At 70.4% G+C, this 16,862-nt stretch carries 15 protein-coding genes and 1 riboswitch; of the genes, 6 read left to right on the top strand and 9 right to left on the bottom strand.

The window, feature by feature from the left end:
• Positions 1–81: 81 nt before the first annotated feature.
• The gene (locus tag GLX30_RS25910; RefSeq protein ID WP_159692833.1) at positions 82–1,110 is read left to right on the top strand and encodes a 6-phosphofructokinase; all 1,029 of its coding nucleotides are present in this window, start codon (positions 82–84) and stop codon (positions 1,108–1,110) included.
• Positions 1,111–1,188: 78 nt separating this feature from the next.
• Entirely contained in the window at positions 1,189–2,196 is a 1,008-nt protein-coding gene (locus GLX30_RS25915) for a 2-hydroxyacid dehydrogenase (protein WP_159692835.1), read from the top strand.
• A 10-nt stretch (positions 2,197–2,206) separates the two neighbouring features.
• Here GLX30_RS25915 and GLX30_RS25920 read toward each other — a convergent pair whose 3' ends face one another.
• Positions 2,207–4,072, bottom strand: coding sequence for an anthranilate synthase family protein (locus GLX30_RS25920; protein WP_159692837.1), 1,866 nt, complete (start codon positions 4,070–4,072; stop codon positions 2,207–2,209).
• Positions 4,073–4,326: 254 nt separating this feature from the next.
• Positions 4,327–7,107: an N-acetylmuramoyl-L-alanine amidase gene (locus tag GLX30_RS25930; protein ID WP_167306867.1), complete on the bottom strand. Its 2,781-nt coding sequence runs from the start codon at positions 7,105–7,107 to the stop codon at positions 4,327–4,329.
• A gap of 166 nt (positions 7,108–7,273) precedes the next feature.
• On the opposite strand from GLX30_RS25930, the gene GLX30_RS25935 reads away from it, so the two are divergent.
• Both GLX30_RS25935 and GLX30_RS25940 read left to right on the top strand, forming a co-directional pair.
• Positions 7,274–8,620 carry a 3-deoxy-7-phosphoheptulonate synthase class II gene (locus GLX30_RS25935; RefSeq protein WP_167306932.1) on the top strand — a complete coding sequence of 449 codons (1,347 nt, stop codon included), beginning with the start codon at positions 7,274–7,276 and terminating at the stop codon, positions 8,618–8,620.
• Between the two features lie 146 nt (positions 8,621–8,766).
• Positions 8,767–9,033, top strand: a complete 267-nt coding sequence (locus tag GLX30_RS25940) for a (2Fe-2S)-binding protein (protein ID WP_167306868.1) — start codon at positions 8,767–8,769, stop codon at positions 9,031–9,033.
• 36 nt (positions 9,034–9,069) lie between these two features.
• On the opposite strand, the gene bfr is transcribed toward GLX30_RS25940, so the two are convergent.
• On the bottom strand, positions 9,070–9,549 hold the full coding sequence (gene bfr, locus GLX30_RS25945) for a bacterioferritin (RefSeq protein WP_159692841.1): 480 nt from the start codon (positions 9,547–9,549) through the stop codon (positions 9,070–9,072).
• 154 nt (positions 9,550–9,703) lie between these two features.
• On the opposite strand from bfr, the gene GLX30_RS25950 reads away from it, so the two are divergent.
• On the top strand, positions 9,704–10,336 hold the full coding sequence (locus GLX30_RS25950) for a sulfite oxidase-like oxidoreductase (RefSeq protein ID WP_159692843.1): 633 nt from the start codon (positions 9,704–9,706) through the stop codon (positions 10,334–10,336).
• Between the two features lie 29 nt (positions 10,337–10,365).
• Here GLX30_RS25950 and GLX30_RS25955 read toward each other — a convergent pair whose 3' ends face one another.
• The 6 genes from GLX30_RS25955 to thiO form a co-directional block, all read right to left on the bottom strand.
• Positions 10,366–10,875: a DUF4396 domain-containing protein gene (locus GLX30_RS25955; protein ID WP_159692845.1), complete on the bottom strand. Its 510-nt coding sequence runs from the start codon at positions 10,873–10,875 to the stop codon at positions 10,366–10,368.
• Positions 10,876–10,931: 56 nt separating this feature from the next.
• On the bottom strand, positions 10,932–11,801 hold the full coding sequence (locus tag GLX30_RS25960; RefSeq protein WP_159692847.1) for a deoxyribonuclease IV: 870 nt from the start codon (positions 11,799–11,801) through the stop codon (positions 10,932–10,934).
• A 5-nt stretch (positions 11,802–11,806) separates the two neighbouring features.
• Positions 11,807–13,756 carry a Stk1 family PASTA domain-containing Ser/Thr kinase gene (gene pknB, locus GLX30_RS25965; RefSeq protein ID WP_208545487.1) on the bottom strand — a complete coding sequence of 650 codons (1,950 nt, stop codon included), beginning with the start codon at positions 13,754–13,756 and terminating at the stop codon, positions 11,807–11,809.
• Positions 13,757–14,016: 260 nt separating this feature from the next.
• Entirely contained in the window at positions 14,017–14,811 is a 795-nt protein-coding gene (locus GLX30_RS25970; protein WP_159692849.1) for a thiazole synthase, read from the bottom strand.
• A 6-nt stretch (positions 14,812–14,817) separates the two neighbouring features.
• The gene (gene thiS, locus GLX30_RS25975) at positions 14,818–15,108 is read right to left on the bottom strand and encodes a sulfur carrier protein ThiS (protein WP_159692851.1); all 291 of its coding nucleotides are present in this window, start codon (positions 15,106–15,108) and stop codon (positions 14,818–14,820) included.
• Positions 15,105–16,268, bottom strand: a complete 1,164-nt coding sequence (gene thiO / locus GLX30_RS25980) for a glycine oxidase ThiO (protein WP_159692853.1) — start codon at positions 16,266–16,268, stop codon at positions 15,105–15,107. The genes thiS and thiO overlap by 4 nt, the downstream gene beginning before the upstream one ends.
• A riboswitch (TPP riboswitch) is annotated at positions 16,266–16,378 on the bottom strand. (Overlaps the previous gene by 3 nt.)
• 50 nt (positions 16,379–16,428) lie before the next feature.
• On the opposite strand from thiO, the gene GLX30_RS25985 reads away from it, so the two are divergent.
• A complete protein-coding gene (locus tag GLX30_RS25985) occupies positions 16,429–16,770 on the top strand; it encodes a hypothetical protein (RefSeq protein ID WP_159692855.1) in 342 nt (113 codons plus the stop codon).
• Positions 16,771–16,862: the final 92 nt, after the last annotated feature.

Here is a 16,862-nt window from a genome sequence, read left to right on the forward strand (position 1 = left end):
CGACCATTCGCCCCATCCCTGAGTGACCTGCGTCACCATTAGCGTGACGGTCACAGGCTCATCAGGCGAAGGGACGTTTCCATGCGCGTCGGAGTACTGACCGGGGGCGGCGACTGCCCCGGCCTCAACGCGGTCATCCGCGGCCTCGTCCGCAAGGGTGTGCAGGAGTACGGCTACGAGTTCGTCGGCTACCGCGACGGCTGGCGCGGGCCGCTGGAGGGCGACACCGTCCCGCTCGACATTCCGGCCGTCCGCGGGATTCTCCCCCGCGGCGGCACGATCCTCGGCTCTTCCCGTACCAATCCGCTGAAGGAGGCGGACGGTGTCCGCCGTATCAAGGAGAACCTCGCCAAGCACGAGGTGGACGCCCTCGTCACCATCGGCGGCGAGGACACCCTCGGCGTCGCGGCGCGGCTCTGCGACGAGTACGGCATCAGCTGTGTCGGCGTACCCAAGACCATCGACAACGATCTGTCCGCCACCGACTACACCTTCGGCTTCGACACGGCGGTCGGCATCGCCACCGAGGCGATCGACCGGCTGCACACGACCGCCGAGTCCCATATGCGGGTCCTCGTCGTGGAGGTGATGGGGCGTCACGCGGGCTGGATCGCCCTCCACTCCGGTCTCGCGGGCGGCGCCAACGTCATCCTCATCCCCGAGCAGCGTTTCGACGTCGACCAGGTCTGCGCGTGGGTCACCTCCCGTTTCAAGGCGAGTTACGCGCCGATCGTGGTGATCGCCGAGGGCGCGATGCCCAAGGACGGCGAGGCGGTCCTCAAGGACGGCACGCTCGACTCGTTCGGCCATGTCCGCCTCTCCGGCGTCGGCGAGTGGCTGGCCAAGGAGATCGAGAGCCGTACGGGCAAGGAGGCCCGCACCACGGTCCTCGGCCACGTCCAGCGCGGCGGCACCCCGAGCGCCTTCGACCGCTGGCTCGCCACCCGCTTCGGGCTGCACGCCATCGACGCGGTGCGCGACGGGGACTTCGGCAAGATGGTCGCCCTCCAGGGCACTGACATCGTGCGGGTGCCGATCGGGGAGGCGACCGCCAAGCTCAAGACGGTCGACCCGAAGCTCTACGAAGAGGTCGGCGTCTTCTTCGGCTGACGCGGCGGTGGGCCGTATATTCGCGACATCCGGATGTTCGCGGATATCCGGCCCACAGGTCGTGAACCGGGAGAGAACGTGGAAATCCTCGCCTACGGTGTCCAGGCCGACGAGAAGCCGCTCATCGAGAAGGCCTTCGCGGAGCTCCATGGGGGCGTCCGGTGCCTTGACGTGTTCCTCGACGCGGACACCGCCGCCATCGCCGCCGGCCACGAGGTGATCTCCACCAGCGTCAACGCCCAGTTGGACGCCGAGGTGCTGCGGACCCTCGCCGCCGGCGGCACGCGGATGATCGCCCAGCGGTCCACCGGCTTCAACAACATCGACCTCGATGTGGCCGAGCGGCTCGGGCTCACCGTCGCCAGGGTGTCGTACTACTCGCCGTACTCCGTCGCCGAGTTCGCCTGGACGCTTGCCATGGCCGTCAACCGGCGTATCGTCCGCGCCGCCAACCGCACCCGCGACTTCGACTTCCGGCTCGACGGCCTGATGGGCCGGGACATGCGCGGCCGCACCGCCGGCGTGATCGGCACCGGCAAGATCGGCGAGGCGTTCACCCGGATCGCCCACGGCTTCGGCATGCGGCTGCTCGGCCTGGACGTCGCCCCCAACCCGGTCTGCGTCGATTTGGGCATGGAATACGTCGACAAGGACGAACTGCTCGCCGCCGCGGACCTGGTCACCTTGCACGTGCCGCTGCTGCCCGCCACCCAACGGCTCATCGGCGCCCAGGAACTGCGCGCGATGAAGGACGACGCGATCCTGGTGAACTCGAGCCGCGGCGGCCTCATCGACAGCGATGCCCTCGTCGGAGAACTGCGCAAGGGCCGCTTCTCGGGGGTGGGCCTCGACGTGTACGAGGCTGAGGCCGGGCTGTTCTTCCTCGACAGGTCCATGGAGGCGGTCGACGACGACACCCTCGCCCGGCTGATGACGTTCCCCAACGTCCTGGTCACCTCCCACCAGGCGTACTACACAGCGGACGCGGTCGCCCAGATCGTGGACACCACTGCCCGGAACATCAAGGACCACCTCGAGGGCCGGCGCAGCGAGAACGTGCTCGTCCCCGCCGCGCCCGCCCCCTGAACGCCGTGTCTCAGCCGACCAGAACACCCGCCAGCAGCGACGCCGTCAGCGCCGCGCCGTTCATGGTCAGCACCGACTCCGGATGGAACTGCACCGACGCGAAGCCGCTGCCGCGCAGCGCGTGCACATCCCCCGTCGCCTCGTCCCGGCTCACTTCGATCCGGTGCAGGGCGAGTTCGGCCGCGGTGACCTCGTCGCAGCGCGCGGTGAAGCTGTTGTAGAAGCCGACCGTCTCAGGCCGGCCGAAGAAGTCGATCCGCTCCTGCGCCCCCTGGTACGGCTCGTCCTTGCGGACGATCTCCAGCCCCAGCTCCGCGGCCAGCACCTCATGGCCGAGGCATACGCCCAGCAGACCATGGCGGTGCCCCTTCAGCAGGTCGGCCGCGAGGGCGCGCAGGAAGCGCATCTTCGGATCGGACGCGTCGGCCGGATCGCCGGGGCCCGGCCCGAGCACCACGGGTCCCGGGTGGCCGAGGGCCCGCTCCCGCAGCCCCGGCGCGTCGTACCGCACCACGGTCACCTCCAGCCCGGTCGAGCGCAGCAGATGCGCCAGCATGGCGGTGAAGGTGTCCTCCCCGTCGACGACCAGGGCGTGCCCGGAGAGTCTCGCGGCCGGCTCCTGCATCCGGAGCCAGAACGGGGCGAGGTCGGCCCGGCGGGAGTCCAGGGCCGCCCGCACCCGCGGATCGTCCGCCAGCCGCGGCGCCGGGCCCCCGGCGTCGGACCGTCCCGGCCGCACTCCCAGCGCGGCGAGCACGCCCGCGGCCTTGGCATGTGTCTCCGCGACCTCGCCGGCCGGGTCGGAGTGCCGCACCAGCGTCGCCCCGACCGGCACCCGCAGCGTGCCCGTGGCGTCGATGTCGGCGGTACGGATCAGGATGGGCGAGTCGAGCGTCTGGGCGCCGGAGGCGTCCCGGCCGATCAGCGCCAGCGCCCCCGCGTAGTAGCCGCGGCCGCCCACCTCGTGGCGCGAGATGACCCGGCAGGCGTTCTGCAGGGGCGAGCCCGTGACCGTGGCGGCGAACATGGTCTCCTTCAGCACCTGGCGCACGTCGAGGGACGAGCGTCCCCGCAACTCGTACTCGGTGTGGGCGAGATGAGCCATCTCCTTCAGCCGGGGCCCCACCACCACCCCGCCCATGTCGCCGACCGTGCACATCATCTTCAGCTCCTCGTCGACCACCATGGACAGCTCCTCGCGCTCCTTGCGGTCGTCGAGGAAGGCGAGCAGCGCCTCGGCGGTCGGCCCCCCGGGCGGATACCGGAAGGTGCCGCTGATCGGGTTCATCACGACCGTGCCGCCGGTCATCCGCACATGCACCTCCGGGCTCGCCCCGACCAGCGTGCGGTCGCCCGTGTGGACCACGAACGTCCAGTACGCGCCGCGTTCGCCGGTCAGCAGGCGCCGGAACAGAGCGAGCGCGTCGGCCCGGCCGAAGCCGTCGATCCGGCCGGTGAAGGTGCGCCGGATCACGAAGTTGGCGCCTTCGCCCTGCCCGATCTCCTCCTCGAGGACCCGCCGCACGATGTCCGCGTACTCCTCGTCGCCGACGTCGAACGTGCCGCCCTCGACCCGTACCTCGTGCCGGGGGAGTTCCTCCAGGATCTGCTCGAGGGCGAGTTCATGGCTCTCGCGGGCCACCAGCACCGCAAGGGGCGTGCCGTCGTCGGTCACGTCGAAGCCGCGTTCCGCGATCTGGCGGAAAGGCACGAGCGCCAGGGAGGGGTTCGCGCCCACCGGGATGTCGGCCAGGCGGGCGGCCTCGTGGACGTCACCGATCAGCACCTCGACGGTGCCGTGGTCGCGGCCGGGCGTACGGCGGTGCAGCAGGGCGAACGGGGGGCAGTCGTCGTCGAGCAGTCGTCCGATGAGCATGCGGGGTGTTCCTTCCGGGAGGGAGGAACGGCCGCTGTCGGGAAAACAGTGAAGGCCGCCCCTCGGGCGGCCTTCGCGATCGGTACTGCGCGCGATCAGGAAGCAGTGGGCCGCCGGAGAGCGGTCCACCACCAGTTCTGGATCTGCTGCGCGAACATGACGCCGACGATAACGCATCCGCCCGCGCCGGCGGGGCACGTCCCACGATGAGGACGGCCCCGACGACGCGGGCGGGGTGTGCGAGGTGACGCGGATCAGACCAGCGTGTTGTAGATCTGCCAGCCGTTGCCGACCGAGGTCCGGGCGGCGAAGGGAGCCGTCGGGACGCCGGTGCCCTTGTAGAACCACAGGGCGCCGGACGGCTCACGGCCCACCATGTCGGCGATGCCGTCCTTGTTCAGGTCGCCGGTGGAGACCAGCATGTTGAACATGTTCCAGCCGCCGCCGACCCTGATGCGCGGGGCGAACGGAGCCGTCGCGTTGCCGGTGCCCTTGTAGAACCACAGGTAGCCGGACTTGTCCCGGCCGACCGCGTCGGCCTTGCCGTCCTTGTCGAGGTCACCGGTGGCGACGAGCATGTTGTACGTCTGCCAGCCGTCGCCGACCTTGGAGCGGCGGGCGAAGGGAGCGGACGGGACGCCCGTGCCCTTGTAGAACCACAGGGCGCCGGACGGCTCACGGCCCACCATGTCGGCGATGCCGTCACCGTCGAGGTCCCGCGAGCCGACGATCATGTTGAACATGTTCCAGCCGGGGCCGACGTTGACGCGGGCCCGGAACGGCTGGTTCTTGTTGCCGCTGCCCTTGTAGTACCAGAGGTAGCCGGAGCCGTCCCTGGCCACCATGTCACCGGTGCCGTCGGCGCGGAGCGGCCCGAGGTCGGTGACGGCGTTGTAGCCCTGCCAGCCGCCGCCGATCCGGTAGCGGGGGTAGAACGGCGTCGTCGCACTGCCGGTGCCCTGGTACTGGTACAGCGAGCCGCCGGCGTCACGGGCGAGCACGTTGAACCGGGTGGTGCCGGCGTCCGGCGCGGTGGGCGTGGCCTCCACGACGTCCGCCGCCTTCACCCAGGTGATCTTGTGGTGGAAGCGGATCGGCACGTAGAGCGTGTCGCCTATGACGTTCTTCTGCGCGGAGCCGAACCAGTCGTCGCCCTTCACCGCGGGTCCGGCCTTCACATAGGCCTGGCCGGAGGCGAAGGTGAACTTCGTCAGGTGGGCGTTCTCGTCACCGGGCGCCTCGAGGCCCGCGGCGGTGTAGGCGGCGGTCTCCGGGAAGGAGCGCCCGTAGACCTTGGCCGAGGTCGCACCGGCCTTCACCTTGACGCTCGTGGCATCGGTCACCGGGACGGTGTACTGGCCGCCCGGGTTGTAGAACCAGGCCTTCTTGCCCGCGTACCAGATTGCCGTCCAGTTGGTCCTGGCCTCGGCGACGACGTAGCTGCCACCGGCACGGACCTTGTTCCCGTAGTTCGAGCCCTCGGACCAGAGGGAGGTGAAATACGGGTCGGTCAGCGTCGACGCGCTCGTCGAGGGCGACGTGTAGAGGTAGCCGAAGTTGGACGGGCGGGCGGTGACGGCGTTGCCGCCGACCGTGAGCTTCGGCTGGTTCGCCGTGGTGAACGGGGGAACGACACGGACCACTTGGCCGGCCGCGAGCGGACCGCCCGCGCCCTGGTCGCCCTGCGGGGCGCCGAGCAGGCCCATGTAGTGGTTCCAGTCCCAGTACGGGCCCGCGTCCCAGTGGAGATTGGCCATGCCGGCGTCCGTCTGGAGCGCCACCTCGTCATGGCCGATGATGTGCTCGCGGTCCAGCGGCACGTCGTACTTCGCGGCCAGGAACTTCACCAGGTCGGCGGAGGACTGGTACTGGGACTCGGTGTACCACTTGCCTTCCTTGATCGCGTAGCCCTCGTGCTCCACGCCGATCGAATGCATGTTGTGGGTCCAGTTGCCCGCGTGCCACGCCAGGTGCTTGTTCTCGATCATCTGGGTGACCAGACCGTCCGAGGCGCGGATCAGATAGTGCGCGCTGCCCGGGACGTCCGGGTTCGTGAGCGCCGCGAGCGAGCCGTCGTAGCCGCCCTCGGTGTCGTGGATGACGATCTGGCGGATGCCCACGCCCTGGTTCGGGCGGTCGCCGAGCGTGTAGTTGCGCTTGCCCGTGCTCGACGTGCGGGACGGCACGAAGTTGCAGTTCAGGCCGGCGGGACACTCGGGCGTCGGCGCCGCCGTGGTGGAGGCGTAGCTCGCCGCCAGCGGGACGTTCGCGGGCTTGACCGGCCGGACCGACGGGTCGGCCGGCAGGGAGACCTGCTCGCCGTCCAGCGTGAGCTCCCGCTCACCCGTCCTGATCGACTCGAAGACCCGCTTGGCGAAGAGGTCGGCGCCCTTCTTCTCCGGCGACTGGCTGTAGCGCGCCACGGCCGGGTACCAGGCGCCCGGGTCGTCGGACAGCTCCGCGCCGGCCTCCTTCTGGTACTCCGCGAGCAGGGCCGCGCCGGCCCGGATGGACTCGAAGGTGTCCTTCTGGACCGCCTCGGGGGAGCTGTCGATCAGCTCGGCGGCCTTGTCCACGGTGTGGAGCCGGGGATCGTCGGTGTCGACGGTCGCCTCGGCCAGAATCCGACGGACCTTGGCAGGATCGAAGGACTTCTCGATCTCCCGCTTGCCGCTGCCGTTGAAGTGGGCGATGGCCTCTTCGCCGGCCTCCTCCGTCTCGATGTCCTCCGGGTCGACGTCCGTCAGGCCCATCACGTTGTACGCGCCGGTGACGCTCGGCTCGCCCTCGTGGGCCTCCCAGCGCGTCTGCCGGTACGAGACCGCCATCAGCACGCTCCGGGGTACGTCGAACTCGCGCGCCGCCTCCGCGAACTGGCTCTGGAGCGACTCGTTCCGGCTGCCCTCGTCGCCGAGACCGACGAGGTCGGGTGATGCCACCGCGACCGTCCCGATCGTGGCAGTGGCGACGACTGCTGCCGCCACCCCGTAGAAGAGCCGTTTCTTCTTGCGATCTCTGCGGTGCCCCTGGCTCACGCCCACCCCTGGTCCGTCTTGTGTTGTGATCCGTTTCGAAAACGCGCCGCAGGGTAACATCACTCGATCGGGTGAACGTCGTCGGGGGACATTTCGGGCGGCCGTCTCAGTCGCTGGGCACGCGGCCGGACAGGTGGCGGGACGCCGTAGGGTTGTGCTTGTGACCGTGAACGCTAAGACCACCGCTACCGGTGGCAACACCTGGCGAAACCTGCCCGCGGCGCAGCAGCCCGAGTACCCCGATGCCGAGGCTCTGCGCGATGTGATCGCGGACCTCGAGTCGTATCCGCCGCTCGTTTTCGCGGGCGAGTGCGACCAGCTGCGCGCCCGGATGGGAGCCGTCGCCAAGGGCGAGGCGTTCCTGCTCCAGGGCGGCGACTGTGCCGAGGCCTTCGACGCCGTCTCCGCCGACCACATCCGGAACAAGCTGAAGACCCTGCTCCAGATGGGCGCGGTCCTCACCTACGCCGCATCCGTGCCCGTGGTGAAGGTCGGCCGTATCGCCGGCCAGTACTCGAAGCCCCGCTCCAAGCCGACCGAGACCCGCGACGGCGTGACCCTGCCGACCTACCGCGGCGACTCCGTCAACGGCTTCGACTTCACCGAAGAGGCCCGCATCCCGGACCCCGAGCGCCTCAAGCGGATGTACAACGCCTCCGCCTCGACGCTCAACCTGGTGCGCGCCTTCACCACCGGCGGTTACGCGGACCTGCGCCAGGTGCACGCCTGGAACCAGGACTTCGTGAAGTCGTCCCCCTCCGGCCAGCGCTACGAGCAGCTCGCCCGTGAGATCGACAACGCGCTGAACTTCATGAAGGCCTGCGGGACCGACCCGGCCGAGTTCCGCACGGTCGAGTTCTTCTCGTCCCACGAGGCCCTGCTGCTGGACTACGAGTCGGCCCTGACGCGGACCGACTCCCGCACCGGCCGGCTGTACAACACCTCGGGCCACATGGTCTGGGTCGGTGAGCGCACCCGCCAGCTGGACGGCGCGCACATCGAGTTCGCCTCCAAGATCCACAATCCGATCGGCATCAAGCTTGGGCCGACGACGACGGTGGACGAGGCACTGACGTACATCGACCGTCTCGACCCCGACCGCGAGCCGGGCCGGCTGACCTTCATCGTCCGCATGGGCGCCGACAAGGTCCGCGACAAGCTCCCCGAGCTGGTCGAGAAGGTCACCGCCTCCGGGGCGACCGTGGCCTGGGTGACCGACCCGATGCACGGCAACACCTTCGAGGCGGCGTCCGGGCACAAGACCCGCCGCTTCGACGACGTGCTCGACGAGGTCAAGGGCTTCTTCGAGGTCCACAAGGCGCTCGGCACGCACCCCGGCGGTATCCACGTCGAACTCACCGGTGACGACGTCACCGAGTGCGTGGGCGGCGGCGACGAGATCTTCGTCGACGACCTGCACCAGCGCTACGAGACGGCCTGCGACCCCCGGCTGAACCGCAGCCAGTCCCTTGACCTGGCGTTCCTCGTTGCGGAGATGTACCGCGCCCAGTAGGCGAGGCGATACGCCGGTGGGGCGCGGATCCATGTGATCCGCGCCCCACCGGCATATGCGGGGCTTTTGCCCGCCCGGACCTCCGGGGTAAGGTTAGGTTAGCCTCACCGATCAACGGGACGGCGACAACCTATCGATCCCGGGAGGTGAACCGCGTGTACGTCTGCTCGTGCTTCGGCATCACGGAGAAGCAGGTCAAGGAGCATGCGGATGCCGGTGCCTGCACCCCCCGGCAGATCGCGTCCGTGTCCAAGGCCGGCACCGACTGCGGTTCCTGCGTGCGGCGCATCCAGGGGATCCTGGGCCGCGGTGCCTGCCCCCGCCGTGAGCTGCTGGAGCAGGGCAGCGGCGCATCCGTCCTGGCCGCCGAGCCGGACAGTGGCACCGGGCCCGCGCTCGGCGAAGCCGCCTAGCCGGGACCCGGCCCGTCGCCGGTCCGTGCTTCTCGCCTAGGACTCCGGCTGCTCGATCAGCTGCGCGATGTACAGCGCCTCACCGAGCTTGTCGACCAGTTCCAGCTGGGTGTCGAGGTAGTCGATGTGGTGCTCCTCGTCCGCGAGGATCGACTCGAAGATGTTCGCCGAGGTGACGTCCCCCTTCGCGCGCATGACGTCGATACCGCGCTTGAGGCGGTCGATCGCCTCCACCTCGACCTGCCGGTCGGCCTGGAACATCTCGGTGACCGTCTGCCCGACGCGCACATGGAACAGCCGCTGGTAGTTCGGCAGACCGTCCAGGAAGAGGATCCGGTCGGTGAGCACCTCCGCGTGCTTCATCTCGTCGAACGACTCGGCCCGGGTGTATTTGGCGAGCTTCGTCCAGCCGAAGTTCTCCTGCATCTTCGCGTGCAGGAAGTACTGGTTGATCGCGGTCAGCTCGGCAGTCAGCTGCTCGTTGAGGAACTCGAGGACCTCGGGGTCGCCCTGCATCGCAGAGGCTCCTTCCGCGCGTATGTCTGGGCAGGTTCGCGCATCCTCGCACCGCGGCACGGGAGCGTCCAGTAAGTGCATGCTTAGTAGGAGTTGCCCGAATCGGGCCAGACCTGGTCATGACCACCCCTCCCGGTCTGTCACCATTGAAGGCATGGGTCAGCCGGAGAGCCGGGAATACCGCGCACCAGAGGAGTCCGAGCTTCCGCCGGGGCAGCGACTCCAGCGAGGCTGGCCCGTCACCCACTACGGACCTGTACCCAAGTTCAAGCCGGACCGCTGGGAATTCAGGGTCTTCGGCGCCACCGCCGACGGTGAGAAGCGCTGCTGGAACCACGAGGAGTTCTCGGCGCTGCCCTACTCGAGCGTGGTCGGCGATCTGCACTGCGTGACGAAGTTCAGCATGCTGGGGGCCGAATGGGGCGGCGTGCCCGCCCGTACGATCGTGGAACTCGCCCCGCCGGCGCCGTCCGTCAGCCATGTGATGGTCTGGGCGGAGTACGGCTTCAGCGCCAATCTGCGCCTCTCCGACTTCGTCGCGGAACGCACGATGTTCGCCACCCACAAGGACGGCGAGCTGCTGACCGCGGAGCACGGCTTCCCCCTGCGTCTCGTGGTCCCGCACCTGTACGCCTGGAAGGGGCCCAAGTGGGTCCGCGGTGTGGAGTACATGACGGCCGACCGCCGTGGCTTCTGGGAGGAGCGGGGCTATCACAACCTCGGCGATCCCTGGCGGGAGCAGCGGTACTCCTACCAGGAGGAACCGGGGGACGGCCCGGAGCTCTGAGCCCGGGCCGTGAGGTCGCCTGCGACGTTTCAGTGGTACTGGTGAACCACCGCGTGCCCCTTGCCGCGGCCGATCATCCACTTGTTCATCGGCGTCGTGACCACGAACGCGACGAGGAACGCGAACGCGAGAGCACCCCAGAAGAGGAAGTCGCCCAGGTGGGCGTCCATCGCGCCCGGGACGAGGAGCAGTACCCCGTTGTCGACGATCTCCATGACCGTGATGGAGATGGTGTCCGCGGCGAGGGCCACGCCGATCGCCGCCTTCAGGCTCAGGCCGGCCCGCAGGACCGCCCACAGGGTCAGCGAGTAGCCGAAGAAGAAGGCCAGCGCGATGGCGAGGATCATCGTGGGGACGTTGCCCCAGCCGAGCGCGGTACCGATGATCATGCCCAGCACCTCGCCGATGGCGCAGCCGGTGAGGCAGTGCAGGGTGGCCTTGGCCGCCATGCTCCAGCTCGCCTTGCCGGCGCCCTGCGTGTGGCCGTGGTGATTGTGGTGCCCGTGCTCCGAGTGGTCCATCTGTGTCTCGTGCTGCATGGCGTGCCCCCACTGTGCGGTAGTGGTTCCTCCGACCAAGAGGAACCGTATACCCCCTAGGGGTATTTCACAGGGTCCCGGCGAAGTTCTTTCAGCCGCGTCACGTCCGCGGCATGTCCCTCCTTGCCACCGGGCGTCTCGATGATCAAAGGCACGCCCGCGGTGGCGGGATGCGCCATCAGCGCACGGAACGGTTCCTCGCCGATGTGGCCCGAGCCGATGTTCTCGTGACGGTCCTTGTGTGCCCCGGAGACGTCCTTCGAGTCGTTCGCATGGATCAGCTTCAGCCTCCCCTCGCCCACCGTTTCCACCAGCAGATCCAGTGTCCGCGCCATCCCGCCGGGCGCCGCCAGGTCGTGCCCCGCCGCGAAGATGTGGCACGTGTCCAGGCAGACGCCCAGCTTGGGATGCGCGTCGAGTGCCTCGAAGTAGGGACCGAAGTCCCAGGTACGGGAGCAGAGCGAGGAGCCCTGGCCGGCCGTCGACTCCAGGAGCAGAAACGGATCGTCGTCGTGCGTCAGCTCGTCCAGCATCGGCAGCATCCGCTCCCGCACCTGGGCCAGCGCCACCTCACGGGCACGGCCGCCCGTCGCCGAACCGGTGTGCACCACCACGCCCCGGGCGCCGATCTCCCTGGCCCGGCGCAGCGAGTGCCGCAAGGAGAGGACCGACTGCTCGACGGTGGCTTCGGTGTGCGAACCGAAATTGATCAGATAGGGGGCGTGCACCCAGGCCGAGATGCCCTCGGCCGCGCACTCGGCCCGGAACTTCTCGTCCTGGGCAGGGTTCCCCTTCGGCGTCGCCCAGCCCCGCGGATTGGCCACGAAGACCTGCACGGTCTCCGCCCCCAGCTCCCTCGCATAGACGAGCCCGGTCGTGGCGAGGCCGCCGGCCACGGGAACGTGGCCGCCGACAGGGTTGCGCATGAGAACTAGAGCCCCTTGGTCTTGATCGTGATCGTGCTGCCCTCCGGCGCCTGGCCGCCGCCCTCGACGGACTGGCTCTCGACCTCGTCACCGAGGAACGGGAAGTTCTTCTCGACCTTCACCACGAAGCCGGCTTCCTCCAGCTCGGCCTTGGCGTCGTCCACCTTGTCGCCGACCACGTCCGGCACCTCCGCCATCCGCGGGCCCTTCGAGACCGTCAGCGTGACCGTGTCGCCGCCGGCCAGCCTGGCCCCCTCGGCGGCCGACTGCCGGGCGACGGAACCGGCCTCCTGCTCGGAGTGGATCCGCTCCTCGGCGACCTTCACCTTCAGACCGGCTTCCTCGAGCTCGGCCGTCGCGTCCTCGACCGAGTCACCCGTCACGTCCGGCATGTCGATCGGAGCACCCTTGCTGACGACGATCGACACGGCGGTGTCGGGGCTGCGGCCACTGCCGGCGGCCGGGTCGGTGCGGACCACCGATCCCTGCGCGACGGTCTCGTCGAACTCCCTGGTCACCACGCCCGGCGCCAGCCCCACCTTGCGCAGCTCGCGCTCAGCCTCCGCCAGCGGCTTGCCGGACACGTCGGGAACCTTCACGATCTCCGGACCGCGGGAGACGATGATCGTCACGGAGCCGTTGCCCCGTATCCGCTCGTTCGTGCCCGGGTCGCTGTCGATGACGGTGCCGCGGGCCACTGTCTCGCTGAAGTCGTGGCGGACGGTCTTCAGGTCCAGGCCCGCCTTGTCGAGCGCCTCCCGGGCCTGCTGCTCGCTCTTGCCGATCAGCGGCGGGACACGGGTGAACTGGCCCGAGTTGATGTACCAGACACCCGCACCCACACCGATCACGGTGATCACCGCGAGCAGCAGGGCGAACAGACCACGACGCGACAACGGCAGGCCCCGGCCGGCCGGGCGCACCGGATCGGGCTCCGGTCGCTCCGGAGGCGGCAGGAGCAGCCGGGCCGTGTGGTGCACCCCGGGCGCCGCGTCGGCCGGCGCCCGCAGAATGACGTCCGTACGGTCCTCTTCGGACGCGGCGCCGTCCGATCCGCCCTCCACCGGTTCCCCGGTACGGGCCCGCGGCGGGACCGCGTCCAGCTGCTCCGCGCCGAGCGCCGCCCGTGCCTCACGCGCCTGCGCCAGCAGGGCCACCGCGTCGTGCGGGCGGACCTCGGGATTACGGGCCGTCGCGCTCGCCACCAGCTCGTCCAGCTCGACGGCGAGCCCCGGGAAGAGCGCGGACGGCGCCGGGACGTCCGCGTTCAGGTGCTGGTACAGCACCTGGGCCGGAGTGTCACCGGCGTGCGGCTTGGCGCCCGTCAGCATTTCGTAGAGCACGACCCCGCACGCGTACACGTCGGCGCGTGTGTCCGCCGTGCCGTACTCGATCTGCTCCGGCGCGAGGTAGGAGACGGTGCCGAGGACCGTGCCCGAGGTGTTGGTCACGGAACCGACCGCGCGCACCAGACCGAAGTCGGCGACCTTGACCCGGCCGTCGTCCCCTATCAGCACGTTCTCCGGCTTCATGTCCCGGTGCACGAACCCGGCCCGGTGCGCGGCGCCGAGCGCGGCCAGCACGGGCTCCAGGATGTCCAGCGCGGCCCGCGGCTGGAGGGCGCCGCGCTCACGCAGGACGTCACGGAGGGTGCAGCCCTCCACGTACTCCATCGCCAGATACACGTACGCGCCCTGAGCGCCCTGGTCGAAGACCCCGACCACGTTCGGGTGCGCCAGCCGTGCGACGGACTTCGCCTCGCGGATGAACCGCTCCACGAACGTGACGTCCGTGGCGAGATCCGGATGCATCACCTTGAGAGCGAGCACCCGGTCGAGCCGGGTGTCGACGGCCCGGTAGACCGTGGCCATGCCGCCGACGGCGATGCGCGCATCGACGCGGTAGCGGCCGTCGAGCACCTGCCCGACGAGAGGGTCCTGGAGGGTCGTATCCACGCGCCGATTCTACGAGCCGCGGAGACGGGGTCCGACGGGTCGGACGGGGACGGGGCGGGACTGCAGCCGAGCTGTGACGCGGTGGTGGCGTGGGCGGGGCCGACGAAGTCGTCCCCGCCCGGCTTCGCGGGCACCGTCGAAGGCGGGCGGGAGCCGGGTGCAGCCCCCACTCGGCGGACCGCACATCGGTGCAGCGGGAAAGGCCGGGCGACACGGTGCGCCGCGGGCGGCCACGCGCCCGCACCCGTGATCCCGCCCCCTCAGAACGCCGGCCGCTCCGGGTCGAGCGCCCCCCGCCCCTCGTGCGGCGAGGACGCCACCGCGAAGTGGCGTCGCGGGATCCGGCCCGCGCGGAACGCCAGCCTGCCCGCCTCCACCGCGTGCCGCATCGCCTCCGCCATCAGGACCGGCTCCTGCGCCCGCGTGACGGCCGACGCCAGCATCACCGCCGCGCACCCGAGCTCCATAGCCAGCGCGGCGTCCGACGCCGTGCCGGCACCCGCGTCCAGGATGACGGGGACGTCGGCCTGCTCGACGATCAGCTGGAAGTTGTGCGGGTTGCGGATGCCGAGCCCGGAGCCGATCGGCGAGCCGAGCGGCATGATCGCCGCGCACCCCACGTCCTGGAGCTTCCGCGCGAGCACCGGGTCGTCGTTCGTGTACGGCAGCACGGTGAAGCCGTCGTCGACGAGCGTCTCCGCCGCGTCGAGCAGCTCCACGCCGTCCGGCAGCAGCGTCCGCTCGTCCGCGACGACCTCGAGCTTGATCCAGTCGGCGCCGAGGGCCTCTCGGGCCAGGCGGGCGGTGAGCACCGCCTCGCCGGCGGTGAAGCAGCCGGCGGTGTTCGGCAGGACCTGGATGCCGAGCCGGTCCAGGACGGACAGCACGGACCCCTGGACGGTCGGGTCGAGGCGCCGCATCGCGACGGTCGTCAGTTCCGTGCCGCTCGCGACGAGCGACCGCTCGAGTACGTCGAGGCTGGGCGCCCCGCCCGTGCCCATGATCAGACGGGAGTCGAAGGTGGTCCCTCCGAGAGTGAAACGGTCGTCGGCCATGGCCGTTCAGCCTCCCTGCACTGCGGTGAGAATCTCGACGCGGTCCCCGTCGCCGAGCCGCGTGGCGGGCCATTCGCCGCGCGGGACGACCGCCTCGTTGACGGCGGCGGCGACGCCCGAGGGTGCGGCGGAGAGCGCTGTGACGACCACCTCCAGCGTGGTGCCGGCAGCGACGTGGCGGGCCTCGCCGTTGACGAGGACGCGGATCGGACCGTCGGCGGCGACCGAGGCGGCGACGGGGGCAACGGCAGGGGCGGCGACAGCCGTGTCGGGGCTGTCGTTGACGGAGGTGTTCATGCGGGCTGCTCCTGAAGGACGGACGAGAAGCGGCGCGGGGAGAAGGGCCGTGCCACCTCGGGCAGTTCACCGGTCGTCAGCGCGTCGGCCAGCACATCACCGGTGACGGGTGTCAGCAGCACGCCGTTGCGGTAGTGCCCGGTGGCCAGCAACAGTCCCGGCAGCTCGGTGAGGCCCAGCAGCGGCGCGTTGTCGGGGGAACCGGGGCGCAGTCCCGCCCGGGTCTCCACGAGGGGCAGTTCGGTGATGCCGGGCACCAGCTCGTGCGCGTCGCGCAGCAGCTCGTACACCCCGCCCGCGGTGACCGTCGTGTCCCAGCCGAGCTCCTCGCTGGTCGCGCCCACCACCAGCTCGCCGTCCTCGCGCGGCACGAGGTAGACATGGCTGCCGCGGACCACGGCACGCACCGTGCGCGACAGGAACGGCGCGTAGGGGCGTGGCACGGTCAGCCGCAGGACCTGGCCCTTCACCGGGCGCACGGGCGGGAGCACGTCCTTCGGTACACCCTCCAGCCGTCCGCTCATGCTGCCGCCGGCCAGGACGACCTGTGCGGCGGTGACTTCGGAGCCGTCGGCGAGCACCGCCCCGGTCGCCCGGTCGCCCGTCACCAGCAGCCGCTCCGCCCAACTGCGGCGGAAGTCGACCCCCGCCCGCTCGCAGGCGGTGATCAGGGCCGCGGTCAGCCGGCGTGGGTCGACCTGGTGGTCGCCGTCGACCCGCAGCCCCCCGCGGACGCCTGGGGCGAGCATCGGCTCGAGGCGGCGGCATTCGCGGCCGGTGAGCCACTCGGACGCGAGCCCCGACCGGCGCTGGAGGGCGTGCAGGTCCCGCAGATGCGCCCGGTCGTCGGCGTCGAGGGCGACGGCGAGCGTGCCGCAGGAGCGGTAGCCGACCCGCCGGCCGGACGTCTCCTCCAGCTCGGCGACGAAGTCCGGGTAGCGGCGCGCGGATTCGAGGTTGAGGCCGAGCAGCGTCTGCTCGCCGTAGTGCAGTTCGGTGACGGCGGCCAGCATCCCGGCGGCGACCTGCGCCGCCCCGCCGCCCGGTTCCGGGTCGGCGACGGCGACCCGCAGCCCCCGCTGCGCGGTGCGCCAGGCCGTGACCAGGCCGATGATCCCGCCCCCGATGACGAGGACGTCTGGGCTCGGTGTACGAGACATGGGCGTCCAGCCCCTCCCTTCGCCGGCATGACCCGGATCAGGTTCGTACGGTCGGAGGCCGTCCAGCCTCCCTCTCAGCCCGGTGCGTCCGGGCTCCCGCGAGTGCCTTACGGTGGCCACCCTAACCTCACCCCCGACGCGTTGTAAGGGAGCCGCAGCAGTGGCGAAGTCGCTCGACGGTCTTGTTCTCTCCCCGGTCGCCGACCAGGCCCCGGGCCAGGTCGGCACGCGGACCCGGTTCACGTACCACGAGGAGCAGGGCCGGATCTGGGCCGAGTACGAAGGCGGTGACGTGGTCCGCGGCCACCTGGTGGGCACCAGGGACGGCGACCGGCTGGACTTCCGCTATGTGCAGCTCAAGACGGACGGCGGGACGTCGTCCGGCCACTGCTTCTCCACGGTCGTGGACCTGCCGGACGGCCGGGTGCGGCTGGAGGAGAACTGGCGGTGGGAGTCCCAGGAGGGCAGCGGGACGAGCGTCGTGGAGGAGCAGGCTTCCTGACCGCACGCCTCCTGACCCCCAGTCAGGTACGTATGGTGTGCGGGTGGACGAACGGCAGCAGCAGACGCGGGCGGACGACGGGCAGCGGACGG

Source organism: Streptomyces sp. Tu 2975, from assembly GCF_009832925.1.
Taxonomy (GTDB): domain Bacteria; phylum Actinomycetota; class Actinomycetes; order Streptomycetales; family Streptomycetaceae; genus Streptomyces.